Source organism: Pelomonas candidula, from assembly GCF_043555985.1.
Classification (GTDB): domain Bacteria; phylum Pseudomonadota; class Gammaproteobacteria; order Burkholderiales; family Burkholderiaceae_C; genus Pelomonas; species Pelomonas candidula.
This window is the reverse complement of record NZ_JBIGIC010000003.1, coordinates 38,243-56,543: the sequence shown is the minus strand read 5'-3', so window position 1 is coordinate 56,543 and position 18,301 is coordinate 38,243. Positions and strand designations below refer to the sequence as shown.

Annotated in this window: 16 protein-coding genes and 2 pseudogenes; 7 read left to right on the top strand and 11 right to left on the bottom strand. The window is 67.8% G+C overall.

Translation table 11 applies throughout. The features are described 5' to 3' along the window. Window positions 1–101: 101 nt before the first annotated feature. The 4 genes from ACG04R_RS06415 to ACG04R_RS06400 form a co-directional block, all read right to left on the bottom strand. Entirely contained in the window at window positions 102–2,702 is a 2,601-nt protein-coding gene (locus ACG04R_RS06415) for a TonB-dependent receptor (protein WP_394407313.1), read from the bottom strand. Window positions 2,703–2,975: 273 nt separating this feature from the next. Beyond that, window positions 2,976–4,535 carry a tryptophan halogenase family protein gene (locus ACG04R_RS06410; RefSeq protein ID WP_394407312.1) on the bottom strand — a complete coding sequence of 520 codons (1,560 nt, stop codon included), beginning with the start codon at window positions 4,533–4,535 and terminating at the stop codon, window positions 2,976–2,978. Continuing rightward, window positions 4,532–5,029, bottom strand: coding sequence for a PIN domain-containing protein (locus ACG04R_RS06405; protein WP_394407311.1), 498 nt, complete (start codon window positions 5,027–5,029; stop codon window positions 4,532–4,534). The genes ACG04R_RS06410 and ACG04R_RS06405 overlap by 4 nt, the downstream gene beginning before the upstream one ends. Beyond that, window positions 5,029–5,277: a type II toxin-antitoxin system Phd/YefM family antitoxin gene (locus ACG04R_RS06400; protein WP_394407310.1), complete on the bottom strand. Its 249-nt coding sequence runs from the start codon at window positions 5,275–5,277 to the stop codon at window positions 5,029–5,031. Before ACG04R_RS06400 ends, ACG04R_RS06405 begins: the two co-directional genes overlap by 1 nt. Window positions 5,278–5,497: 220 nt before the next feature. Here ACG04R_RS06400 and ACG04R_RS06395 point away from each other — a divergent pair, with 220 nt between their 5' ends. Beyond that, on the top strand, window positions 5,498–6,865 hold the full coding sequence (locus ACG04R_RS06395; RefSeq protein ID WP_394407309.1) for a cation:proton antiporter: 1,368 nt from the start codon (window positions 5,498–5,500) through the stop codon (window positions 6,863–6,865). Window positions 6,866–7,065: 200 nt separating this feature from the next. Here the strand turns inward: ACG04R_RS06395 and ACG04R_RS06390 are convergent, their stop codons facing one another. The 3 genes from ACG04R_RS06390 to chrA all read right to left on the bottom strand — a co-directional run bounded on the left by ACG04R_RS06390 (window position 7,066) and on the right by chrA (window position 10,645). Beyond that, window positions 7,066–7,563 (bottom strand): TonB family protein, encoded by a 498-nt coding sequence (locus ACG04R_RS06390; RefSeq protein WP_394407308.1) that lies wholly within the window; start codon window positions 7,561–7,563, stop codon window positions 7,066–7,068. A gap of 3 nt (window positions 7,564–7,566) precedes the next feature. Beyond that, complete coding sequence (locus tag ACG04R_RS06385) at window positions 7,567–9,165, bottom strand: FG-GAP repeat protein (protein ID WP_394407307.1); 1,599 nt, start codon at window positions 9,163–9,165, stop codon at window positions 7,567–7,569. A 142-nt stretch (window positions 9,166–9,307) separates the two neighbouring features. Continuing rightward, window positions 9,308–10,645: a chromate efflux transporter gene (gene chrA / locus ACG04R_RS06380; RefSeq protein ID WP_394408284.1), complete on the bottom strand. Its 1,338-nt coding sequence runs from the start codon at window positions 10,643–10,645 to the stop codon at window positions 9,308–9,310. Window positions 10,646–10,981: 336 nt separating this feature from the next. Between chrA and ACG04R_RS06375 the strand changes: the two genes are divergently transcribed. Together ACG04R_RS06375 and ACG04R_RS06370 are read left to right on the top strand one after the other, a co-directional pair. Beyond that, window positions 10,982–11,377 (top strand): hypothetical protein, encoded by a 396-nt coding sequence (locus ACG04R_RS06375; protein WP_394407306.1) that lies wholly within the window; start codon window positions 10,982–10,984, stop codon window positions 11,375–11,377. 147 nt (window positions 11,378–11,524) lie between these two features. Then, window positions 11,525–12,838, top strand: a pseudogene (locus ACG04R_RS06370) (O-acetylhomoserine aminocarboxypropyltransferase/cysteine synthase family protein). A 40-nt stretch (window positions 12,839–12,878) separates the two neighbouring features. Here ACG04R_RS06370 and ACG04R_RS06365 read toward each other — a convergent pair. The 3 genes and pseudogenes from ACG04R_RS06365 to ACG04R_RS06355 all read right to left on the bottom strand — a co-directional run. After that, a pseudogene (locus ACG04R_RS06365) lies at window positions 12,879–13,202 on the bottom strand (transposase); the annotation flags it as partial. Between the two features lie 68 nt (window positions 13,203–13,270). Further along, window positions 13,271–13,975, bottom strand: coding sequence for a DUF6348 family protein (locus tag ACG04R_RS06360; RefSeq protein WP_394407305.1), 705 nt, complete (start codon window positions 13,973–13,975; stop codon window positions 13,271–13,273). A gap of 140 nt (window positions 13,976–14,115) precedes the next feature. Continuing rightward, window positions 14,116–14,478 (bottom strand): GFA family protein, encoded by a 363-nt coding sequence (locus ACG04R_RS06355; RefSeq protein ID WP_474103419.1) that lies wholly within the window; start codon window positions 14,476–14,478, stop codon window positions 14,116–14,118. A gap of 301 nt (window positions 14,479–14,779) precedes the next feature. Here ACG04R_RS06355 and ACG04R_RS06350 point away from each other — a divergent pair, with 301 nt between their 5' ends. The 4 genes from ACG04R_RS06350 to ACG04R_RS06335 all read left to right on the top strand — a co-directional run bounded on the left by ACG04R_RS06350 (window position 14,780) and on the right by ACG04R_RS06335 (window position 16,890). Continuing rightward, window positions 14,780–14,998: a hypothetical protein gene (locus tag ACG04R_RS06350; RefSeq protein WP_394407303.1), complete on the top strand. Its 219-nt coding sequence runs from the start codon at window positions 14,780–14,782 to the stop codon at window positions 14,996–14,998. After that, window positions 14,986–15,330: a hypothetical protein gene (locus ACG04R_RS06345; RefSeq protein WP_394407302.1), complete on the top strand. Its 345-nt coding sequence runs from the start codon at window positions 14,986–14,988 to the stop codon at window positions 15,328–15,330. The genes ACG04R_RS06350 and ACG04R_RS06345 overlap by 13 nt, the downstream gene beginning before the upstream one ends. A gap of 449 nt (window positions 15,331–15,779) precedes the next feature. After that, on the top strand, window positions 15,780–16,262 hold the full coding sequence (locus ACG04R_RS06340) for a GreA/GreB family elongation factor (protein ID WP_394407301.1): 483 nt from the start codon (window positions 15,780–15,782) through the stop codon (window positions 16,260–16,262). A 430-nt stretch (window positions 16,263–16,692) separates the two neighbouring features. Next, window positions 16,693–16,890 (top strand): hypothetical protein, encoded by a 198-nt coding sequence (locus ACG04R_RS06335; RefSeq protein ID WP_394407300.1) that lies wholly within the window; start codon window positions 16,693–16,695, stop codon window positions 16,888–16,890. Between the two features lie 65 nt (window positions 16,891–16,955). Here ACG04R_RS06335 and ACG04R_RS06330 read toward each other — a convergent pair whose 3' ends face one another. Then, complete coding sequence (locus tag ACG04R_RS06330; RefSeq protein ID WP_394407299.1) at window positions 16,956–18,188, bottom strand: sensor domain-containing phosphodiesterase; 1,233 nt, start codon at window positions 18,186–18,188, stop codon at window positions 16,956–16,958. Window positions 18,189–18,301: the final 113 nt, after the last annotated feature.

Here is an 18,301-nt window from a genome sequence, read left to right as displayed (position 1 = left end):
CTTGGGGGATGGTGCACGGGGCGGAGCCGGGCGGGGGCAACGACGCTGTGCGGCCGCCGGCCGACCCGATGCAGGCGCCGCCACGGCGGCGCCCGGTCCGATCACAGCTTGTAGGTCACGCCGATGTTGAAGCGGCGGCCGAACTGGAAGTTCTCCTGACGGTACGGGTCGTTGGAGTAGGTGTAGATGACCTTCTGGTTGGTCGCGTTCTCGATGCCGAAGCGCACGGAGACGTGGTCGCCAAGCTTCTGCGACAGGTTCACCGACACCCAGGTCTCGGCACCGTTCTGCTGGATCAGCGTGGAGTCCCAGGTCGGCGCGCGGTTGTAGGCCGTGTGGCGGTTGGCCGACACGCGGGCCTCGAAGCCGTTCTGCTCGTACCAGACCGTCAGGCCGCCGTTGCCGCGCATCAGGCCGTTGGCCGTGATGGGCACGAAGGTCTTGCCGCTCTGGTCGCCGTTCTCCTTGATGTTGCCGGTGCTGTAGGTGTAGTTGCCCATCAGCCCCAGGCCGTTGGCGAAGGACTGCTGGTAGACCAGCTCCAGGCCGTGCACGTCGCCGCCGTCGCGGTTGACCTGCTGCGTGCAGTAGGCCGCCTTGCCGGCATAGGTGCAGGCCACGGAGGCGAGGCCGATGTAGTCCTTGACCTGCTTGTAGAACAGGCCGGCGGAGAAGAAGTTGCCCTTGCCGAAGTAGTGCTGGTAGGCCACGTCGAGCTGGTCGGCCATCATGGGCTTCAGGCGCGGGTTGCCGCCGGAGACGATCGTGGGGTTCACGCCGTTGGGGTCGGTCGTGACGGTCTGCGCGGAGGTCATCACGTCCAGCGGCGCACGCGACAGTGCGCGGGCCACGCCGAGGCGCAGCTGGTTCTCGTCGTTCTCGTCCAGGCTCAGCACGAGGTTGAGGCTGGGCAGCGCACGGGTGTAGGCGATGCCGTCCTGCGTGGGCGTGACCACGTTGTTGATCAGCGAGTTGCCGTAGCCGGTCTGGCTGGTGTGCACGACGCGCAGGCCGACGTTGCCGCGGTAGCTCATGCCGCCAACGCTGCCGTTCAGGTCACCCTGCACGAAGGCGGCGGTGCTGCTCTCCTTGGCGCGCCAGTCCTTGGTGACGAGGTCGCTGGTGGTGGGCGTGCGGCCGGCGGCGCTGAGGGTCGAGGCGCCGAAGAGCTTGGTGATCTCGTCCTCGACGTTGCCGAAGGCGACGAAATCGGGGCGGCCGGACACGGCCACGCGCTTCAGGTCGCTGGTGTTGAACTGCACCCAGTTGTAGTCCCACGAGGTCTGCTCGTACTGCTTCTCGCGCTGCGTGGCGCGCAGGCCGAACTTGAGCTTGTTGATGTCGCCGAAGTTCAGCTTGCGCGTGAAGTTGACCTGCTGGGAATCCAGCTTGTCGTGCAGCGTGCCGGCGTAGGTCGGTCCCCAGGTCTCGCCCGTCCAGTTGTTGAAGTTGGCCGGGTTGCCGCTGTCGGCGCTGAAGCTGTAGGTGCTCCAGCCGTCCTTCGGGAAGTTCCAGGTCAGCGTGCCGGTGGCGGGGTTGTTCATGTCCAGCTCGACGGCCGTCCACAGCGTGTCGCGGTCGGCGGTGGAGTGGGCCAGGTCGGCGTCGATCTGCCAGTCGTCGAACTTCCACTTCGCGTTCACGCCGGTGGCGAAGTCCTTCATGTCCTGCTTCCACAGGCCGTTGATGGTCTTCAGCGCCGCGTTGGACAGCGTGCCGCCGGTCACGTAGCCGCCGTTGACGGTGGGAGCGCCGGTGTACGCGGCCGCGCAGCCGTTGTTGGCCCACTGGCAGGTGTCGGCCGTGTGGATGTACTGCTGCTCCTTGATGTTGGAGCGGGCGGCGTAGATGTCGGTGGTCAGGGAGAACGTGTTGTCCGGCTTGAACTCGATCTTGCCGAGCACGCTGCTGCGCTTGTTGGTGCCGTTCTTGACGGCGTTCTGGAAGCCCCAGGACTCGATGGCGGCGTTCTTGTTGCCGTTGCCGCTGTCGAAGCCCCAGTTCTGCACGCCGTCCTGCAGCACGGGCTGGTCGTAGTAGCTGAAGGCCAGCGCCACGCCCAGCACGCCGTTGCCGAACTGGTCGACGTAGATGCCGCCCAGGCGGGGCGACCAGGTCTTGGCGCCGCCGATCTTGCTGCCGAGCTGGTAGTAGTTGGCGTCAGCCTTCAGCGACAGCTCGCGGCTCTTGTAGGCCAGCGGGCTGACGGTCTGCAGGTCGATGGTGGTGGCGATGCCGCCTTCGGCGATGTCGGCCTGCTGGGTCTTGTAGACGGTGGCGCCCGACACGGACTCGGACGGGAACATCTCGAAGCGCACGGCGCGGTCGGGCTCGGAGGACGCGAATTCGCGGCCGTTCAGCGTGGCGCCGACGAAGCGAGGGCCGAGGCCGCGCGCAACGATCTGGCTGGCGTTGCCGCGGTCGATGCCGGCGGACAGGCTGGGCAGGCGGGCCAGCGATTCGGCGATGGTGGTGTCGGGCAGCTTGCCGATGTCTTCGGAGGCGATGACCTCCACCATGCTGTTGGACGCTTCCTTGATGTCCAGCGCCTTGCGCACCGAGGCGCGGATGCCGCTGACGACGACGGTGTCGAGCTTGTCGGCAGCGTTGTCACTAGGTGCCGTCTGGGCGGCCGCGGGCAGCAGCAGCGCCGCCTGCATCAGCAGGCACAGACGGGTGGGGGTGAAGGGATTCTTCCGCATGGGGTCTCCGGGGGCTTTGTGTGTGGACTCGGCCCTCTCTGGGGCCGGCGCAGGCGATGGTACGGAGGGGTTACATGCCTCAGATATCACTTATTCGCCGCCATCTATGTCGTTTTCGGAATGCGTGACGAAGCCGCCACACGGGATTCTTCGGAGGCATGTCGCGGAATGTGACCTTGACTGACGCCGTTGGCCGAGACGCCAGGCTTGCGCCCACCAGCGTTGGCTGCTCCCGCAGGCCGGCGATCCGTAAGCCGCCCTCCCGGGCTGCGGTCAGCCCCGCGCGCGTGCAGCGGCGCGGGCCGGGGTGTGGGGTTCCCCGTTCAGCTGTTGGATCAGCGAGCGATGGCTGGGCAGGTCCACCAGCGCGCGGTCCGCGAAGCGCTGGATCTTGGCGAACAGCTTCTCGGCCTCGGCGCCCTGCGTGAAGTCGGCGCGACCCGCGCCGAGGTCGGTGCGGAAGCCCATGCCGTACAGGATGTACTGGTAGTTGAAGAACGCGAAGGTCTCGGTGTCCAGCACGAAGTCGAAGCGGCCCGGCGGGCGCAACTGCCACTGCTCCAGCAACTCGGCCAGGCGCTCGGGGATGGTGGCGGGGTTGGCGTTGTCGCGCCAGAACGGCTCGCTGCGCCTGCTCAGGCAGTAGTGCAGCTTCAGGAAGTTGATGATGTTCTCGAAGCGCAGCGTCATCAGCTCGTTGAAGCGCCGCGCCGGTGCCTCCATCGGGCCGCTGTGCGGCAGCATCTCGGCGATCATGCCGACGGCGGCCTCGATGAGCACGAGGCCGGTGGCCTCCAGCGGTTCGAGGAAGCCGGCCGACAGGCCCACGGCCACGCAGTTCTTCACCCACTGCTTCTCGCGGTAGCCGGGCGCGAACGGGATGCTGCGCAGCGCCACGTCGCCGTGGCCGGGGCCGCAGTAGGCGCGCAGTACGTCGGCGGCGCGCTCGTCGCTCATGTGGCTGCTGGAGTAGACGCAGCCGACGCCTCGCGCGCCGTTCAGGCCGATGTCCCACAGCCAGCCGGCCTCGTGCGCCGTCGCGACGGTGCAGCTCTCGATGTCCGGTCCGTCGTGCGGCAGCTTGCAGGCGAGCGCGCGGTCGGCGAAGAGCTGGTCGCGGCAGGACTTGAACGGGCTCGCCAGCGCGCGGCCGATGAGCTCGGCGCTGAAGCCGGTGCAGTCGATGTAGAGGTCGGCCTCGAAGCGACCTTGCGGCGTGTTCAGGTGGGCGATGGCGCCGCGCGCGTCCAGCGCCACGTCGGTCACCGTGCCCTGCACGTGCTTCACGCCCAGCTGGCGGGCGCGGTCGGCCAGCAGCTTGGCGAGCTTGAGCGCGTCGAAGTGATAGGCGTAGTTCAGCGGCGCCGCGTAGGGCGCCTCGCCGGCGCGCTTGGGTGCGCGCTGCGCCTCGGCGACGCGGTGCTGCAGCGTCATGGCCTGCGCGAACGGCGGGCGCGTCGCCTCGTCCTGCAGCAGCCAGTAGGGCACGAGGTTGAGGTCCTCGGCGTAGAACGGCGCCTCGAACGGATGGAGGAACTGCTGGTGCCGGCCAGCGGTGGGCGTCTGCGCCCAGTCGACGAAGCGGATGCCCTGCTTCAGCGTCGCCGACGTCTCGCGGATGAAGTGCGCCTCGTCGATGCCGAGGAACTGCAGCGTGCTGCGGATGGTGGGGAAGGTGCCCTCGCCGACGCCCACGCTGCTGATGTCGGGCGACTCCAGCACGGTCACGTCGAGGTGCTCGCGCTCGGACAGCCGCAGCGCCTTGGCGAGGTAGGCGGCGGTCAGCCAGCCGGCGGTGCCCCCGCCGACGATGAGGATGCGTCGCTTGTTCATGCTCTTACGTAGAGGTTCTTCAGCCACTGGTGGCCGGTCTGTGCGCCGTGGGCCCAGTCTTCGTCTTCCTCGGTGGGCTGGGCCACGTAGCCGGACGGGTTGAGCAGCTTCACGCGGCCGGCGCGGAAGGCCGAGACGCGGTGCGTCACGAAGGTCAGGCCGTGCTCCAGCGCCGTCGCGGCGAGCAGGCCGTCGCGCGTGTTGGCGTAGGGCAGCTGCGCGCGGCGGCGCACGATGGCGGCGTCCACCGGCAGCACGCGGCCCTCGAAGGCGGGCATCACGCGTTCGTCGATCCAGTCGCGCACGACGAGGCCCGCCGAGCGGTCCTTGCGCGCCAGCCGGGCGGCGGCGCTCTCGATCTCCAGCAGGTTCAGCGCCGAGATGAACAGCTTCTGCCTCGGCAGCCCGGCGGCCCACGCGGCGAGGCCGGCGTCGGACTGGCCGGCCTTGGCCTTGCGCAGCTCCAGCACGATGCCGGTGTCGAGCAGGAACATCAGAGGTTCTCCCGGTGGTCCCACGCGCCATCGGGCGCAGCGTCGGCGGCCTCGATGGCGACCGCCTCGGGCATGGCCAGCAGCTCCAGGATGCTCTCGCCCTCGCCGGTCAGGCGGCGGTACTCGGCGATGCTCATCAGCACGTGCGTGGGCTGGCCGCGATCGGTGATCAACACCGGCTCCACCTGAGCAGCGCGCTTGGCGAGGCTGACGTCGCGGTTGAACTCGCGGCTGGAGAGGAGCTTCATGATGGTTTGCAATTGTGCCTACGTGCCTACATCGGCGTAAAGCCAGGGTAGGTACGTAGGTACACGTCGGTTCGACCCCATGGACACCAGAAACCCGGCTGGCACAGTGCATGGCAGCTGATTGCGTTGAGGCGATCCAGCCGGAGACAACGTTGTCGCCATGCTGCCCGACGAGGCGGCCAGCGGCGAGGCCCCACAGAAAAAGCCAAAGGGTAGACCCATGGAATTCGATCTTCTTGCCATCCTGGGCGACGTGTTCGCCAAGCATGGCCCAGCCGCACCCGCGGTCGCGCAGACCTACGCGCCGGGCGACTTCAGCGTCCACTTCTTCCTGCAGCTCGGGCTGATCATGCTGGCCTGCCGCGTGGTGGGCTGGGCTGGCCGCAAGTTCCTCGGCCAGCCGCAGGTCGTTGGCGAAATGATCGCGGGCGTCATCCTCGGCCCGTCGCTGCTGGGGCTGTTCTTCCCGCAGCTGCAGGCGGCCATCTTCCCGAAGGAAATGCGCAGCGTGCTGTACTCCGGCGCGCAGCTGGGGGTGGGCCTGTACATGTTCCTCGTCGGCACGACGCTGCGGCTGGATCACTTCGCCACCAAGGCCAAGAGCGCCATCGGCGTGTCCATCTCCGGCATCGCGGCACCGTTCTTCATCGCCTTCCTCATCACGCCCATCCTGCTGGGCATCCCAGGCCTGTTTGCCGAAGGCATCTCGGTGGCCAACGCGACGTTGTTCATGGGCGCCTGCATCGCACTGACGGCCTTTCCGATGCTGGCCCGCATCATCAACGAGCAAGGCCTGGCCAACACGTCGCTGGGCACGCTCACGCTGACGGCCGGTGCGTTCGACGACGCGGCCTCGTGGTGCGTGCTGGCCCTGGTGCTGGCGGCCTTCGGTGCCGGCCCGGGCGTGGCGGTGCTGGCCATCGGCGGCGGCGTGCTGTGGGCGGCCTTCATCCTGCTGTTCGGCAAGAAGCTGCTGGCGCCGCTGGGTCGCATGGTCGAGCGTGATGGCCACATGAGCCACACGGTGCTGGGCATCACGCTGATCGCCTTCTGCGTGTCCGCCTTCGTCATGGACGCCGTCGGCATCCATGCCATCTTCGGCGGCTTCATCCTCGGCGCCGTCATGCCGCGCGGCCTGTTCGCCGCCGAGCTGAAGAAGAAGCTGGAGCCGATCACCGTCATCCTGCTGCTGCCGATGTTCTTCACCTATTCGGGCCTGAACACGCGGCTGGACATGATCAATTCGGCCCAGCTGCTGCTGATCGCCGGCGGCGTGCTGGTGGCCTCGGTGCTCGCCAAGTTCGGTGCCTGCTACCTGGCGGCCCGCATGGCCGGCGAGGACAACCGCACGGCGCTGGGCATCGGCGCGCTGATGAACTCGCGTGGCCTGATGGAGCTCATCATCATCAACATCGGCCTGCAAAAGGGCATCATCGGCCCGGCGCTGTTCTCGATGCTGGTGCTGATGGCGGTCGTCACGACCATGATGGCCACGCCGCTGTTCGAGATCTTCTACGGCCGCAAGGCGCGGGCGTCGGGTGAGCTGGATGCCGTGCCCGGCCGCGCCACCCCGAGCGGCGCGGCCTGATGGTGGCCTGAACCGAGTCTCAGGAGCCGCCGTCTGGAGGTGTTCGGCGGCCTTCAAGGGGTCGAGCTCGTAAGCTCCACCCCTCTTTTCGTTTACGGGTCGCGGAGGGCATCCATGAATGATGCCGCGCCCGCGTCGTCGGCGAGCTGGCCTGCGGCTCGTTCAACCTGGGCTCGCCTTGTTCGCGCGCCTGCCGGCGCTCAGCGGGCCGCCGGCTCCTGCTTGAAGAACAGCTGGTGCGTCACGGCCAGCGGCTGGCCGGCGGGTGGGGGTGGGAAGACGATGGCCGCCAGCGCGGCGCGCACGCCCTCGTTGAGGGCTGCCTGCTCGAAGTCGCTGTGCGTGACGGCCACCTGCGTGGGTCTGCCATCCGCGCCGATGGTCCAGCTCAGCGTCACGGCGCCTTCCGACCTGGCTGGCTTGCCTGCCAGATAGGCGAGCCACGGCTTCTGGATCTCCGCCGCATGCTCGCGGATCGTGGGCTTCACGGCCTCGTCCTGATAGGCGGCTGCCGGGGTCGATGGCCGGTGTGGGTTGGCAGCCTGGGCGGCCAGCGCGCGCAACTGCTGCTGGTCTAGCGACGGCGCTGGCGGCGTGCGCAGGAACCAGAGCCAGGAGCCGGCGAGGGCGACGGCCAGCGAGGCCGCCACGCTCCAGGCCACTGCGGCGGACTTGCTGCCGGAGGCGGGAGCCGTCATGCGTCAGGTGCCACGCTTGAAGACATAGGCCGCGCCGGCAGATTCCAGAGAGTTGTTGGAACTGGCTCCGGTGCCGTTGGTGATGGTGGCCTGGCTGCTTGCTTCGCCAGTGGCGCCGACGGCAATGGTGTCGCCATACACGGCAACTGCGTAGCCGAAGCGGTCCTTTGCATCGGGGTTGGGTGCCTTGAGGTAGGCCTGCTGGCTCCAGGTCGTGCTGTTGCGTACGAAGACGTAGCCCGCCCCAGAGGACGAGAGCGAGTGGTCGGCGCTAGCCGTGTTGCCGTTGGTGATGGTGGCCTGATTGCTGCTCTCCCCGAAGGCGCCGACGGCGACGGTGTCGCCACTGATGGCCACGCCGATGCCGAAGCCGTTCTGGGCGTTGTTATTTGATGGTTTCAGGTATGCCTGCTGGCTCCAGGTGGTGCCGCTTCGCAGGAAGACGTAGGCCGCGCCGGCGCCGTAGGCCGAGTTGTCGGCACTGGCAGTGCTGCCGTTGGTGATGGTGGTCTGGCTGCTGCCTTCGTACGGAGTGCCCACGACGATGGTCTCGCCGCTGATGGCCACGGACATGCCGAAGGAGACGCTCTGAACGGCATTCGCGGCCTTGAGATAGGCTTGCTGGCTCCAGGTGGTGCCGTTGCGCAGGAAGACATAGGCGGCACCGGCGGCTGCGGCGGAGTTGTCGGCACTGGCAGTGCTGCCGTTGGTGATGGTGGCTTGGCTGCTGCTCTCGTAGGGGGCGCCGACGACAATGGTGTCGCCATTGACAGCCACGCTGGATCCAAACAGGTCTTGCGCGTTGGCGTTTGCGGCCTTCAGGTAGGCCTGCTGGCTCCAACTCGTGCCGCTACGCACAAAGACGTAGGCTGCCCCGGCTGCTGGGGCCGAAGTGTCGGCACTGGCGGTGCTGCCATTGGTGACGCTGGTCTGGCTGCTGGCTTCGTAAGCGGAGCCGACGACGATGGTGTCCCCGCTGATGGCCACGCTGTCGCCGAAGTTATAGCCGCCACTGGCATTGGGCGCCTTGAGGTAGGCCTGTTGGCTCCAGGTTGTGCCGCTGCGCACGAAGACATAGGCGGCCCCGGCGTCGCTGGCCGAGCTGTCGGCGCTGGCGGTGCTGCCGTTGGTGATGGTGGTCTGGTTGCTGCTTTCGCTAGAGGCGCCGACGACGATGGTGTCGCCGCTGATGCCGACGCTGATGCCAAACTTGTCGCCCTGCTCGGCGTTGGGGGCCTTGAGGTAGGCCTGCTGGCTCCAGGTCGTGCCGTTGCGCACGAAGACGTAGGCGGCCCCGCTACTGACGGCAGACGTGTCGGTGCTGGCGGTGCTGCCGTTGGTGATGGTGGTCTGGTTGCTGGACTCACCGACCGCGCCTACGACGAGGGTGTCGCCACTGACGGCCATGCTGAAGCCGAAATTGGCATTTGTTGCTGCATTGGGTGCCTTGACGTAAGCCTGCTGGCTCCAGCCGGTCACGGTCGGCGCCCCGGTGGACGGGGTGCTGCTGCCACCACCGCCACCACCGCCACCGCACCCGGCGATCAGCAGCAAGGCGAGGCCGGCTGGCAGCAGGCGGGGCCAGGTCAGGGCACGGCTCATGGGAGAACTCCGGTGGGCTTCAGTCAAGGGACAGGGGGCGGCGCGCATGGCGGCGCATTTTAGGGAGGGGTGGGGCGGCGTCGGCTCGAGCCTAATGTTCCAAGTTTGGGGGGCGCCGCATCGCGAACGACGACGAGGCTGCTTATCCAGCAAGCCCCGCCAGCCTCAGCCCGAAGCCCAGCGCCGCGCACAGGCCCAGCAGCGGCATGACACCCAGCTTGAAACGGAACAGCGCCACGCCGGCACCCACGGCGATCAGTGCAGAAATCCAGTCGAAGCGCCCGCTCCAGCCCTGCGGCCACAGCACATGCCCCGCGAAGAACATCGCGAGGTTCAGGATGACGCCGACGACGGCGGCGGTGATGGCCGTCAGCGGCGCCGTGAACTGCAGCTTGCCGTGCGTGGACTCGATCACCGGCCCGCCGGCCAGGATGAAGACGAAGGACGGCAGGAAGGTGAAGAAGGTGACGACGCCGGCCGCCGCCGCGCCGGCGAGGAACAGCGTGTCCGGGCCGAACAGCTGTTTCGTCCAGCCGCCGACGAAGCCGACGAAGGCGACCACCATGATCAGCGGCCCCGGCGTCGTTTCGCCCAGGGCCAGGCCGTCGATCATCTGCGTGCCGCTCAGCCATTGGTGGTGTTCCACGGCGCCCTGGTAGACATAGGGCAGCACCGCGTAGGCGCCACCGAAGGTTAGCAGCGCGGCCTTCGTGAAGAACCAGCCCATCTGCGCCAGCGCGCCGTCCCAGCCGCAGGCGGTCACCAGCGTCAGCATGCCCGCCGCCCACAGCCCGAGGCCGATGGTCAGCACGCGCGCGAGCCGGCCGCGCGTGAATCGGGCGTGTGGCGGTGTGGGCGTGTCGTCGTCGATCAGGGCCGGGCCATAGCCGGCCTTGGCCGCGCCATGCCCGCCGCCGATGGCGAACACCTGCGGCGCGCGCCGGCCGCCGACGTGGCCGATGGCGGCGGCGCCCAGCACGATGAGCGGGAAGGGCGCGTCCAGCGCGAAAAGGGCGACGAAGGCCGCCGCGGCGATGCCCCACAGCCAGCCGTTCTTCAGTGCCCGCGTGCCGATGCGGTGGGCTGCGTGCACGACCAGCGCCGTCACCGCAGGTTTCAGGCCGTAGAACAGGCCCGCCACGACGGCCAGCTTGCCGAAGGCCAGGTAGGCCCACGACAGCGCGATCAGGATGGCCAGCGACGGCAGCACGAAGAGCGCGCCGGCGACGATGCCGCCCCAGCCGCGGTGCATCAGCCAGCCGATGTAGGTGGCGAGCTGCTGCGCCTCCGGGCCGGGCAGCACCATGCAGTAGTTCAGCGCGTGCAGGAAGCGCTTCTCGCTGATCCAGCGGCGCCGCTCGACGAGCTCGGTGTGCATGATCGCAATCTGCCCGGCCGGCCCGCCGAAGCTGATGAAGCCGAGCTTGAGCCAGAAGCGGAGGGCCTCGCAGAAGCTGACGGGTGGTGGCGGCGAGTCGATGGCGGATTCTCTCGGCCGGTGTGTCCGGCGGCCTGGCGGAACTGTAGGGCCCGGTCAGCGGGCCCGCACCGTCGCGAGGCTGTCCCGCACGGGACGTCGGGCGCGGGCTCCAACTGGCCAGCCCGGGCTACGAAGCCGGACGAGGGCGCTGGTGCGATGGATGTCGGTGTGACGGCGGGCGCCACAGCGGCAGGTCATCGGGTGGCGTGCTCAGGCCGCCCTTCCGCCATCGGCCGTGAGCCGCGGATGGTGGTGCTTCGGTAATCTCGGGCGTCGGTTCTCGCACTCGGCGGCGTCCATGAGAATGGGCTCGAACATCACTCCCCAGCCCGCGACGTGCCCATTCGCAGTTCCCGCTTCGCCGCCACGGCTGTCTTGCCGGCCCTCGCGCTCGCAACGGTCTCCGGCTGCATGGTCGTGCCGCGTACCGTCAGCAGCTACAACGCCGACTGTCACGTGGTCGAGCGGCGCATGACGCTGGAGACGCAGCAGGTCGGTGCGCTGGCCAGTTGCCACAACAACGCTGAATGCGCCAGCCTGCTCGCGCTGTACGGCCTCGTGGCTGCCACTTCGGCCGTTGTTTCCGGCAGCGTTGCCGTGGCGGGCAACGTCGTCTACTGGGTGGAGAGGCAGGGCCAGTGCAATCGGCAAGGCCCGGAGCGGAGTCAGCCCGAGCCCGCGAGCCCCGCCAGCCAGGCGCTGCGGGCAATGCCCCCGGCCACCGGCGGTTGAGCGGCTGCTTCGCGGCGCCCTGCTTCCCCGCTCAACCCGCTCTCATGCCGCCACAGGCCGCGGCCGCATGAGCACATGCGCAAACCTCAGTTCGCGCCGGGGCGGCGGGCTCGTAGCCTGCCCGCTCCCTTGAACCAGGAGTGCCTGATGACCCAGCCCGCCGCGCCGTGGCGCTTTGAGACCATTTCCGTCCACGGTGGCTATTCGCCCGAGCCCACGACCAAGGCCGTGGCCGTGCCGATCTACCAGACGGCCGCCTACGCCTTCGACAGCGCGCAGCACGGCGCCGACCTGTTCGACCTCAAGGTGGCGGGCAACATCTACAGCCGCATCATGAACCCCACCAACGACGTGCTGGAGAAGCGCGTCGCGGCACTCGAAGGCGGCATCGGCGCGCTGGCGGTGGCCTCGGGCCAGGCGGCGGTGACCTACGCCATCCTGACGCTGGCCGAGGCGGGCGACAACATCGTCGCGTCCAGCGCGCTGTACGGCGGCACCTACAACCTGCTGGCGCACACGCTGCCGCAGTACGGCATCAGCGCCAAGTTCGCCGACTACCGCCAGCCCGACAGCTTTGCCGCGCTGATCGACGAGAAGACCAGGGCCGTGTTCGTCGAGTCGCTCGGCAATCCGCAGGGCAACGTGACCGACATCGAGAAGATCGCCGCAATCGCCCACGCGCACGGCGTGCCGCTCATCGTCGACAACACGGTGCCCTCGCCCTACCTCAGCCGCCCCATCGAGCATGGCGCCGACATCGTCGTGCACTCGCTGACCAAGTACCTTGGCGGCCACGGCACCAGCATTGGCGGCGCCATCGTCGACTCGGGCAAGTTCCCGTAGGCCCAGCACAAGGCCCGTTTCAGGCGCCTGAACGAGCCCGACCCCAGCTACCACGGCGTCGTCTACACCGAAGCACTGGGCCCGGCCGCCTACATCGGCCGCGCGCGCGTCGTGCCGCTGCGCAACACGGGCGCGGCGCTGTCGCCGTTCAACGCCTTCCTGATCCTGCAAGGCATCGAGACGCTGGCGCTGCGCGTGGACCGCATCAGCGACAACGCGCTGGCGCTGGCGCGGTACCTCAAGACGCATCCCAAGGTCGGCTGGGTCAACTACCCGGGCCTGGAAGACCACCCCGACCACGCGTTGGTGCGCAAATACCTGTCGGGCAAGGCCTCGGGCATCCTGACCTTCGGGCTGAAAGGCGTGACTAACGTCGAGGGCGAAGGCCGCGAGCGTGGCGCGCGCTTCCTGGACGCGCTTCAGCTCTTCACACGGCTGGTCAACATCGGCGACGTGAAGTCACTGGCCACGCACCCGGCGTCGACGACGCACCGGCAGCTGTCACCGGCAGAGCTGGACAAGGCCGGCGTGTCGGAGGACACCGTGCGGCTGTCCATCGGCATCGAGCATGTCGAGGACCTGAAGACCGACTTGAACCAGGCGCTTGAGGCGGCCTGAGCCGGGGCTCGGGGCGGTGATCGTTTTAGGCTGGGGGCTGCCGAAAGCGCAGGATGGTCGTCTCGTCAGGCATGCGCGCAGCGCCTTGCAGCCCGGCAAAGCGGCGGTGCAGCGGGCGCTCGTGCAGCTCTTCTTCCATCGCCGGGTCGCTGAGGTTCCACCACAGCTGCAGGCAGTGGATGCGCAGCATGGTCTCGATGGGAAACGGCGGCCGACCGCCCAGCGCCTGGTGCGCGCCGCGCGCATGCGGCTGAACGAGCCCCACCAGTTCCGCCCACGGCACGACTTGGTTCATCTCGTCGAGGAAGACCTCCTTGCGGGTCTTCTTGGGCAGTGGGTCAAGGCCGAGTGTGATCTGGTCCATGCCCACCATCGTCCACGACGCTCAGGCCGCACGCCAGTCGGATTGACGAGAGGTTTTGCAGATCTTCCTTAGCTGTCATTCGGGCGAAGCACGATGAACAGTCGAGCGCTGTAGAACGCGTCGCGGGGCTTCCATGCGCAGGACGTCAATGCGTTCGCGCCGTTTAGCCACGGCTCGTTGTCCTTCAAGGCCTCGAACGTGAATTCGCCGTTCACCTGCCCCACATAAACACGGAACCAGTGCAGGTCGTGCTCAAGGGGCTCGGTCCGGATCGCCGCTTCGAGCAGCGACATGAAGTTGGCCGGAATCGACGGACGGACATCATTTGAACTTCGCGTACCGATGTTGCCGATGAAGGCGCTGAAACGTTGGCCGGCGACGGTCCACTCTTCGATCTCGACCTGCTCGGGGTCGTGGCAAGACCAGAGGGACGACTGAAGTACGTGAAATGCGTTGATCGTGAAGTTCTGGAGCCCATCAGACAACCCGACGTCGCCCGCACCGATACCGCCGAAGCACTCCTCGATGACAACGCCGTCGCGCACCACGATCTGCATGTCGAGTCGACCGTGTGTATAGCCAGGGTGCCAAGTGCCGCGGATGGCTGGCAGTTCAGCATTGGGAAGCACCCAGCCGTCATGGACGTTTGACTCCAACCCGTGGCGCTTGAAGAGTTCGAGCAGCCAAGCCTCGGGGGTCAACTCGGGTCTGGCGTGGCCAAGCTCGGATGGTTCCGCCGTGGGTGTACTTCGCTTGGCGAAGAGACTCCTCATGAATCGCATGCTCTGATCGTGATGGCGGCGCCGAAGTTCATTCTGGCATTGGTGTATGGGACATCCAGCCAAGCGATTCGGCAAAGTCGAGGTGCCCGTAAGCAGACATTCATGAGCGGCGGGTTATGGCCGATATCGCCTCACTCGTCCAGAAATCGCCATGTGTCTGCGCCGTCGAACCGGCGGACGCGTACCGACGCGATCAGCTTCGGATCGAAATTGCCGAGATGAACGCCGTGCCTGGTGCCGGCCTCCGCAGGGATGGGCTCCCAGTGCGTGACGCATCCGCAGTGCCGGCAGCGGATCGTGCGCAGAGTCCGGTCGCCCTGGACGTAGGACTCCGTCGCATCGGGTGCTGCTTCGATCTTCACCGTGCCCCACTCGAAATACGCCCAGGGGCCGCCGATCCTGCGGCACAGCGAGCAGTTGCAGGATGTCGCGGAGTCCGGCGTGGACGGCAGAGTCAGGCGCACGGCGCCGCAGTGGCACGAACCCTGGTGCATGGGCAGGCACCTTTCAATTGATCCGAAATGCGGCAGCCTACCCGTAAGCCGACCATTGCGGCCGGCAGCGGTGGGCTGACGCGCCCGCTCGCGTTCCGCGCTGGAAGCCGTCACAAGCGCAGCCCGGCTGCCGCTGACCGCGCCCCTGGGATGCGGCAAGACGATGCAGACGCTTGGCGAAAGCACGGCCGCGCGTCACCCATCCCTAACTCAGTTGTCCGTCTCACGCGCCGGACCACGTTTATGCGGACAGGAGCGGCTGCTTGTAGGCGACCGCGCGTCCCACGACACGGGAGTTGTCATGCCAAGTCAGTTCCATACCGCGCCGGCTTCGGCGCCCGGCGCGCCGGTCTTCGGCTTCTATTGGGAGATGACGCATGACCGCTCGGGAGAGGTGGTCGGCAGTGGCTTCTGCCGTGACCAGCGGCCCCGCCTGAGGCCGCAGTCCGGCTACAGCTATCACGTCGTGGAGCTGCTCGCGGCGCCGACCGGCAAGGAGTGCATGCCATGCCCACGCTGAGGCTCTTCGACGCTGAACTCGCGCTGCTTGCACAGACGCCAGCCCTGCGGCCCATCGCCGATCGACTGGAGAGCGCCTTCGCCGCCGCGTTGTGCCGCGACGAGCCCGACGCCGACATCGCCCTGCTGGACCTGGTGCGTGCGGAAGGCGAGGTGATCGGCCTGTACTGGCTGCTCAACGGCCTGCCGCCGGGCCTGGCCTGCCTGTGCGTGCGCGATGCGCAAGGCGGCGTCCACGAGGGCATGGAGGCCATCTGTGGCGGCACGATTGAGTCCGGCCAGGTTTTTTGCCGGCTGCGCATTGCGGCGTTCGCGCCGACGGCGCGTTCGTAGCCGCTGCACGCCCTGGCGGTGCGGACCGCGGTGGCATCACGCGGCTGTCAGGGTACGGCGCCGTACCGGCAGCACGGCGGCCAGCACCGAACTCAGGCTCGCCCAGGTGGCTGCTCTGACACCGATCCTTCGTCAACGGCTGCCCCTGGCCGACAGCACGCCCTCGTCGCCCTCAAAACCACTCGCTCAGGATCGGCGTTGACCAGGCACGGCGCCAGAAGCGGCGCGCGCGTCTGGCCAGGTCAAGTTCAGTCGCCCGGCAGCCAGTCCTGGCGGCAAGGTTCAGCTGCCTGACCTCTTCGTGGATGAGTTCGTCTTCACGCCACGCGATCTGGTGAGGCCCCGCTTCATCGCGGAGCTCGTCAACGTGGGTGGCGCGGCCAAAGACTGGGGGCACTTGTCGTCGTCAAAATACGGCCCCCGACGGTTCGACATGCCCCGCTTTCATCATGGACAAATTCTTGCTGCAGCAGCAGGTGCTGGAGCGGCTCGCCGAAGACTTGATGCAAGCCGAACAGGCGGCGCGAACGGCTCATGAAACGGCGACGCACGAAGAGAACATCGCCGAAAACAAGTACGACACCCTGGGGCTCGAAGCCGCCTACCTGGCCACCGGCCAGGCCCGCCGCGCCGAAGCGATCCGCCAGTCGATCGCCAACTGGCGCCAGTTCCGCCCGCTCCCCTACGACGCCAGCAAAGGCATACAGCTCGGCGCGTTGGTCTGCCTGACCGATGCCGACGACAACCAGCAGCATCTCTTTCTCGGCCCGTTCGGGGGCAGCATGAAGTTGGCCAGCGGCGATCAGCCGGTCCAGGTCATCAGCAGCGAAGCACCTCTGGGCCGTGCCCTGCTCGGCAAGTGCGAGGGGGACGAGGTGGCGATCGAGGTGGCGCCAACGCGGCAGCAGTTCGAGGTGCTTTGGGTTCAGTAAGCCGCGGACAAGGTAACGCCGGATTCCCGAGTTCTGCAGAGGATGCGGCGTCATCGGGCGAGCGTGGCGCCTGACACCTCTGGGCAGTGGACTGCTGACGGCGAACGAAGCGCTGCGCTTGGAATATGCGCGGCCGCTCACGTTCATGAGTGATGTCGATTTCGACATGAGCTCACGCGCTTTTATTCATTGCTGCACCGCAGCATCGCGGTTAAGCTTGCGCTCAATTCGTTTGTCTCCTCCGCCCACCCTGGGTGGATTTCAACCCTTCGGGCCGCGTGCCGGCCGAAGGGTTTTTCTTTGGGGCCATCGCAGCGGGATGCATGACCGGCGCGGCTGACTCGCAAAGCGCTTAACCGTCCTTGATTTGCTTCGTTTGACGAAGAAGGGCGTGCACCTGGCCTTGCTCGGTTTTCGCATGAGACCCGACATGAGCACCACCGTTCTCCATGAACCCGAAGTCCTGGCCCAGGCCGCGGCCCTGCCGTTCGCAGGCAGCCTTGCGCGGCGTGATACCTGGGCGCTGATGCAGGCGGGCCGCGCCGTCTGCGCCGACATACGCAGCGCCGAGACCTGCGACGAGATCGCCCATCTCGTGTCGGTGGTGAGGCGGCTGGCCCGCGCCTGAGCGGGATGTGTCGCGCTGAATGTCGGCCACCCGGTCGGCGCGTCCGTCTTCTGCGCCTGACCGCGTCAGTGCAGCAGCGCCGTGCGCACGTCCGCGAAGCTCATCGGCCGGCCGAGGTGGTAGCCCTGGGCCCTGGCGATGCCCAGCTTGCGGACGGCATCCAGTTCGGCGGCCGTCTCCACGCCCTCCGCGACGATGCCGCAGCCCGTTTCGGCCGCGAAGCCGCACAGCGCGGCCGCGAGCGCGCGGCGCGAGCGGTCGACGTCGATGTCGTGCGTGATGCTGTTGTCCAGCTTGACGATGTGCGGATGCAGGTTCAGCACATGCCGGAAGCTGGCATAGCCGGCGCCCGCGTCGTCGATGGCGATGCGCAGGCCACGCCGCTGCAGCGGTGCGATGGCGTTGGCGATGTCCTCGTAGCGCTCGATGGCCTGGTGCTCCGTCACCTCGACGACGAGGCGCTCCAGTGGCTGCCCGCGCAGCGCCTCCGCGAGCGCGCCCTTGACGATGGTCTCGGGGGACGCGTTCACGGCGACATAGACGCTAGCCGGCAGCTCCGCGATGCTGGCCAGTGCCAGGCGTATGGCCAGGCTCTCCAGCTCGATGAGACGACCGATCTCACCGGCCTCCGAGAACCAGACGTCCGGTGTGCGATAGGGCTCGGAGGTGAAGCGGGCCAGCGACTCGAAGCCCGCCACGCTGTTGGTGGCCACGTCGACGATGGGCTGGTACACCATGCGCAGGCCGTCGGATCGCAGCACGGCGTCGATGCGGTCCTCGATCTCGTGCCGCGCCAGCTGCTGGTCGAGGTCGTGTTGGATCTGCTCGGCGGCCATGTCGGAGAACACCCGCATGACGTTCAGGTCCCGCTCCGTCAGCGTCGCGTTGGGCGCATGGCTGAAGCAGCAGAAGGTGCCGTAGACGCGGCCGTCGGCCAGGCGGATGGGAACGCTCAGGTGCGCGCCGACCGGCACGGCCCGCGTGGCCGCGAGCGTCAGTGCTTCGGCATTGGCGCAGGCGTCGGGGATCAGCTCGGGCAGCCGGCCGTCGACGACGCGCTGGCAGTAGCTCTCTTCCAGCGGGTCGGAGTTGCCCGGCTGGATCGCCAGCGCGGAATCGCCGATCTCCACCTGCCGGAAGAATCGGCGACCGTCCTTGAACTCGGAGATGAACGCGACGTCCATCTCCATGTGCCGGCGGATGGCGTGGAGCAGTCGGTCCAGCGAGGGGCGTGGGCCGAGCGCCGAAGCAGGAAACCCTGCGAGGCCGGCTGCAGCGGCTGCGAAAGGCGAGTTCATCATCGACCTCCTCAAGCTGGCCGGATCGCGGCCCTCGGAAGGCGGCGCGGCCTGGAGGACCAAGGCTAACTGGCTTACTGCTGGTCGGCAACCGGCCGCCGGCGCGTGAAGCT

Bases quoted from the DNA above. Each gene is read 5' to 3' on its own strand.
- ACG04R_RS06415 (WP_394407313.1), bottom strand. From the start codon at position 2,702: ATGCGGAAGAATCCCTTCACCCCCACCCGTCTGTGCCTGCTGATGCAG.
- ACG04R_RS06410 (WP_394407312.1), bottom strand. From the start codon at position 4,535: ATGAACAAGCGACGCATCCTCATCGTCGGCGGGGGCACCGCCGGCTGG.
- ACG04R_RS06405 (WP_394407311.1), bottom strand. From the start codon at position 5,029: ATGTTCCTGCTCGACACCGGCATCGTGCTGGAGCTGCGCAAGGCCAAG.
- ACG04R_RS06400 (WP_394407310.1), bottom strand. From the start codon at position 5,277: ATGAAGCTCCTCTCCAGCCGCGAGTTCAACCGCGACGTCAGCCTCGCC.
- ACG04R_RS06395 (WP_394407309.1), top strand. From the start codon at position 5,498: ATGGAATTCGATCTTCTTGCCATCCTGGGCGACGTGTTCGCCAAGCAT.
- ACG04R_RS06390 (WP_394407308.1), bottom strand. From the start codon at position 7,563: ATGACGGCTCCCGCCTCCGGCAGCAAGTCCGCCGCAGTGGCCTGGAGC.
- ACG04R_RS06385 (WP_394407307.1), bottom strand. From the start codon at position 9,165: ATGAGCCGTGCCCTGACCTGGCCCCGCCTGCTGCCAGCCGGCCTCGCC.
- ACG04R_RS06360 (WP_394407305.1), bottom strand. From the start codon at position 13,975: ATGAGGAGTCTCTTCGCCAAGCGAAGTACACCCACGGCGGAACCATCC.
- ACG04R_RS06355 (WP_474103419.1), bottom strand. From the start codon at position 14,478: ATGCACCAGGGTTCGTGCCACTGCGGCGCCGTGCGCCTGACTCTGCCG.
- ACG04R_RS06350 (WP_394407303.1), top strand. From the start codon at position 14,780: ATGCCAAGTCAGTTCCATACCGCGCCGGCTTCGGCGCCCGGCGCGCCG.
- ACG04R_RS06345 (WP_394407302.1), top strand. From the start codon at position 14,986: ATGCCCACGCTGAGGCTCTTCGACGCTGAACTCGCGCTGCTTGCACAG.
- ACG04R_RS06340 (WP_394407301.1), top strand. From the start codon at position 15,780: ATGGACAAATTCTTGCTGCAGCAGCAGGTGCTGGAGCGGCTCGCCGAA.
- ACG04R_RS06335 (WP_394407300.1), top strand. From the start codon at position 16,693: ATGAGCACCACCGTTCTCCATGAACCCGAAGTCCTGGCCCAGGCCGCG.
- ACG04R_RS06330 (WP_394407299.1), bottom strand. From the start codon at position 18,188: ATGAACTCGCCTTTCGCAGCCGCTGCAGCCGGCCTCGCAGGGTTTCCT.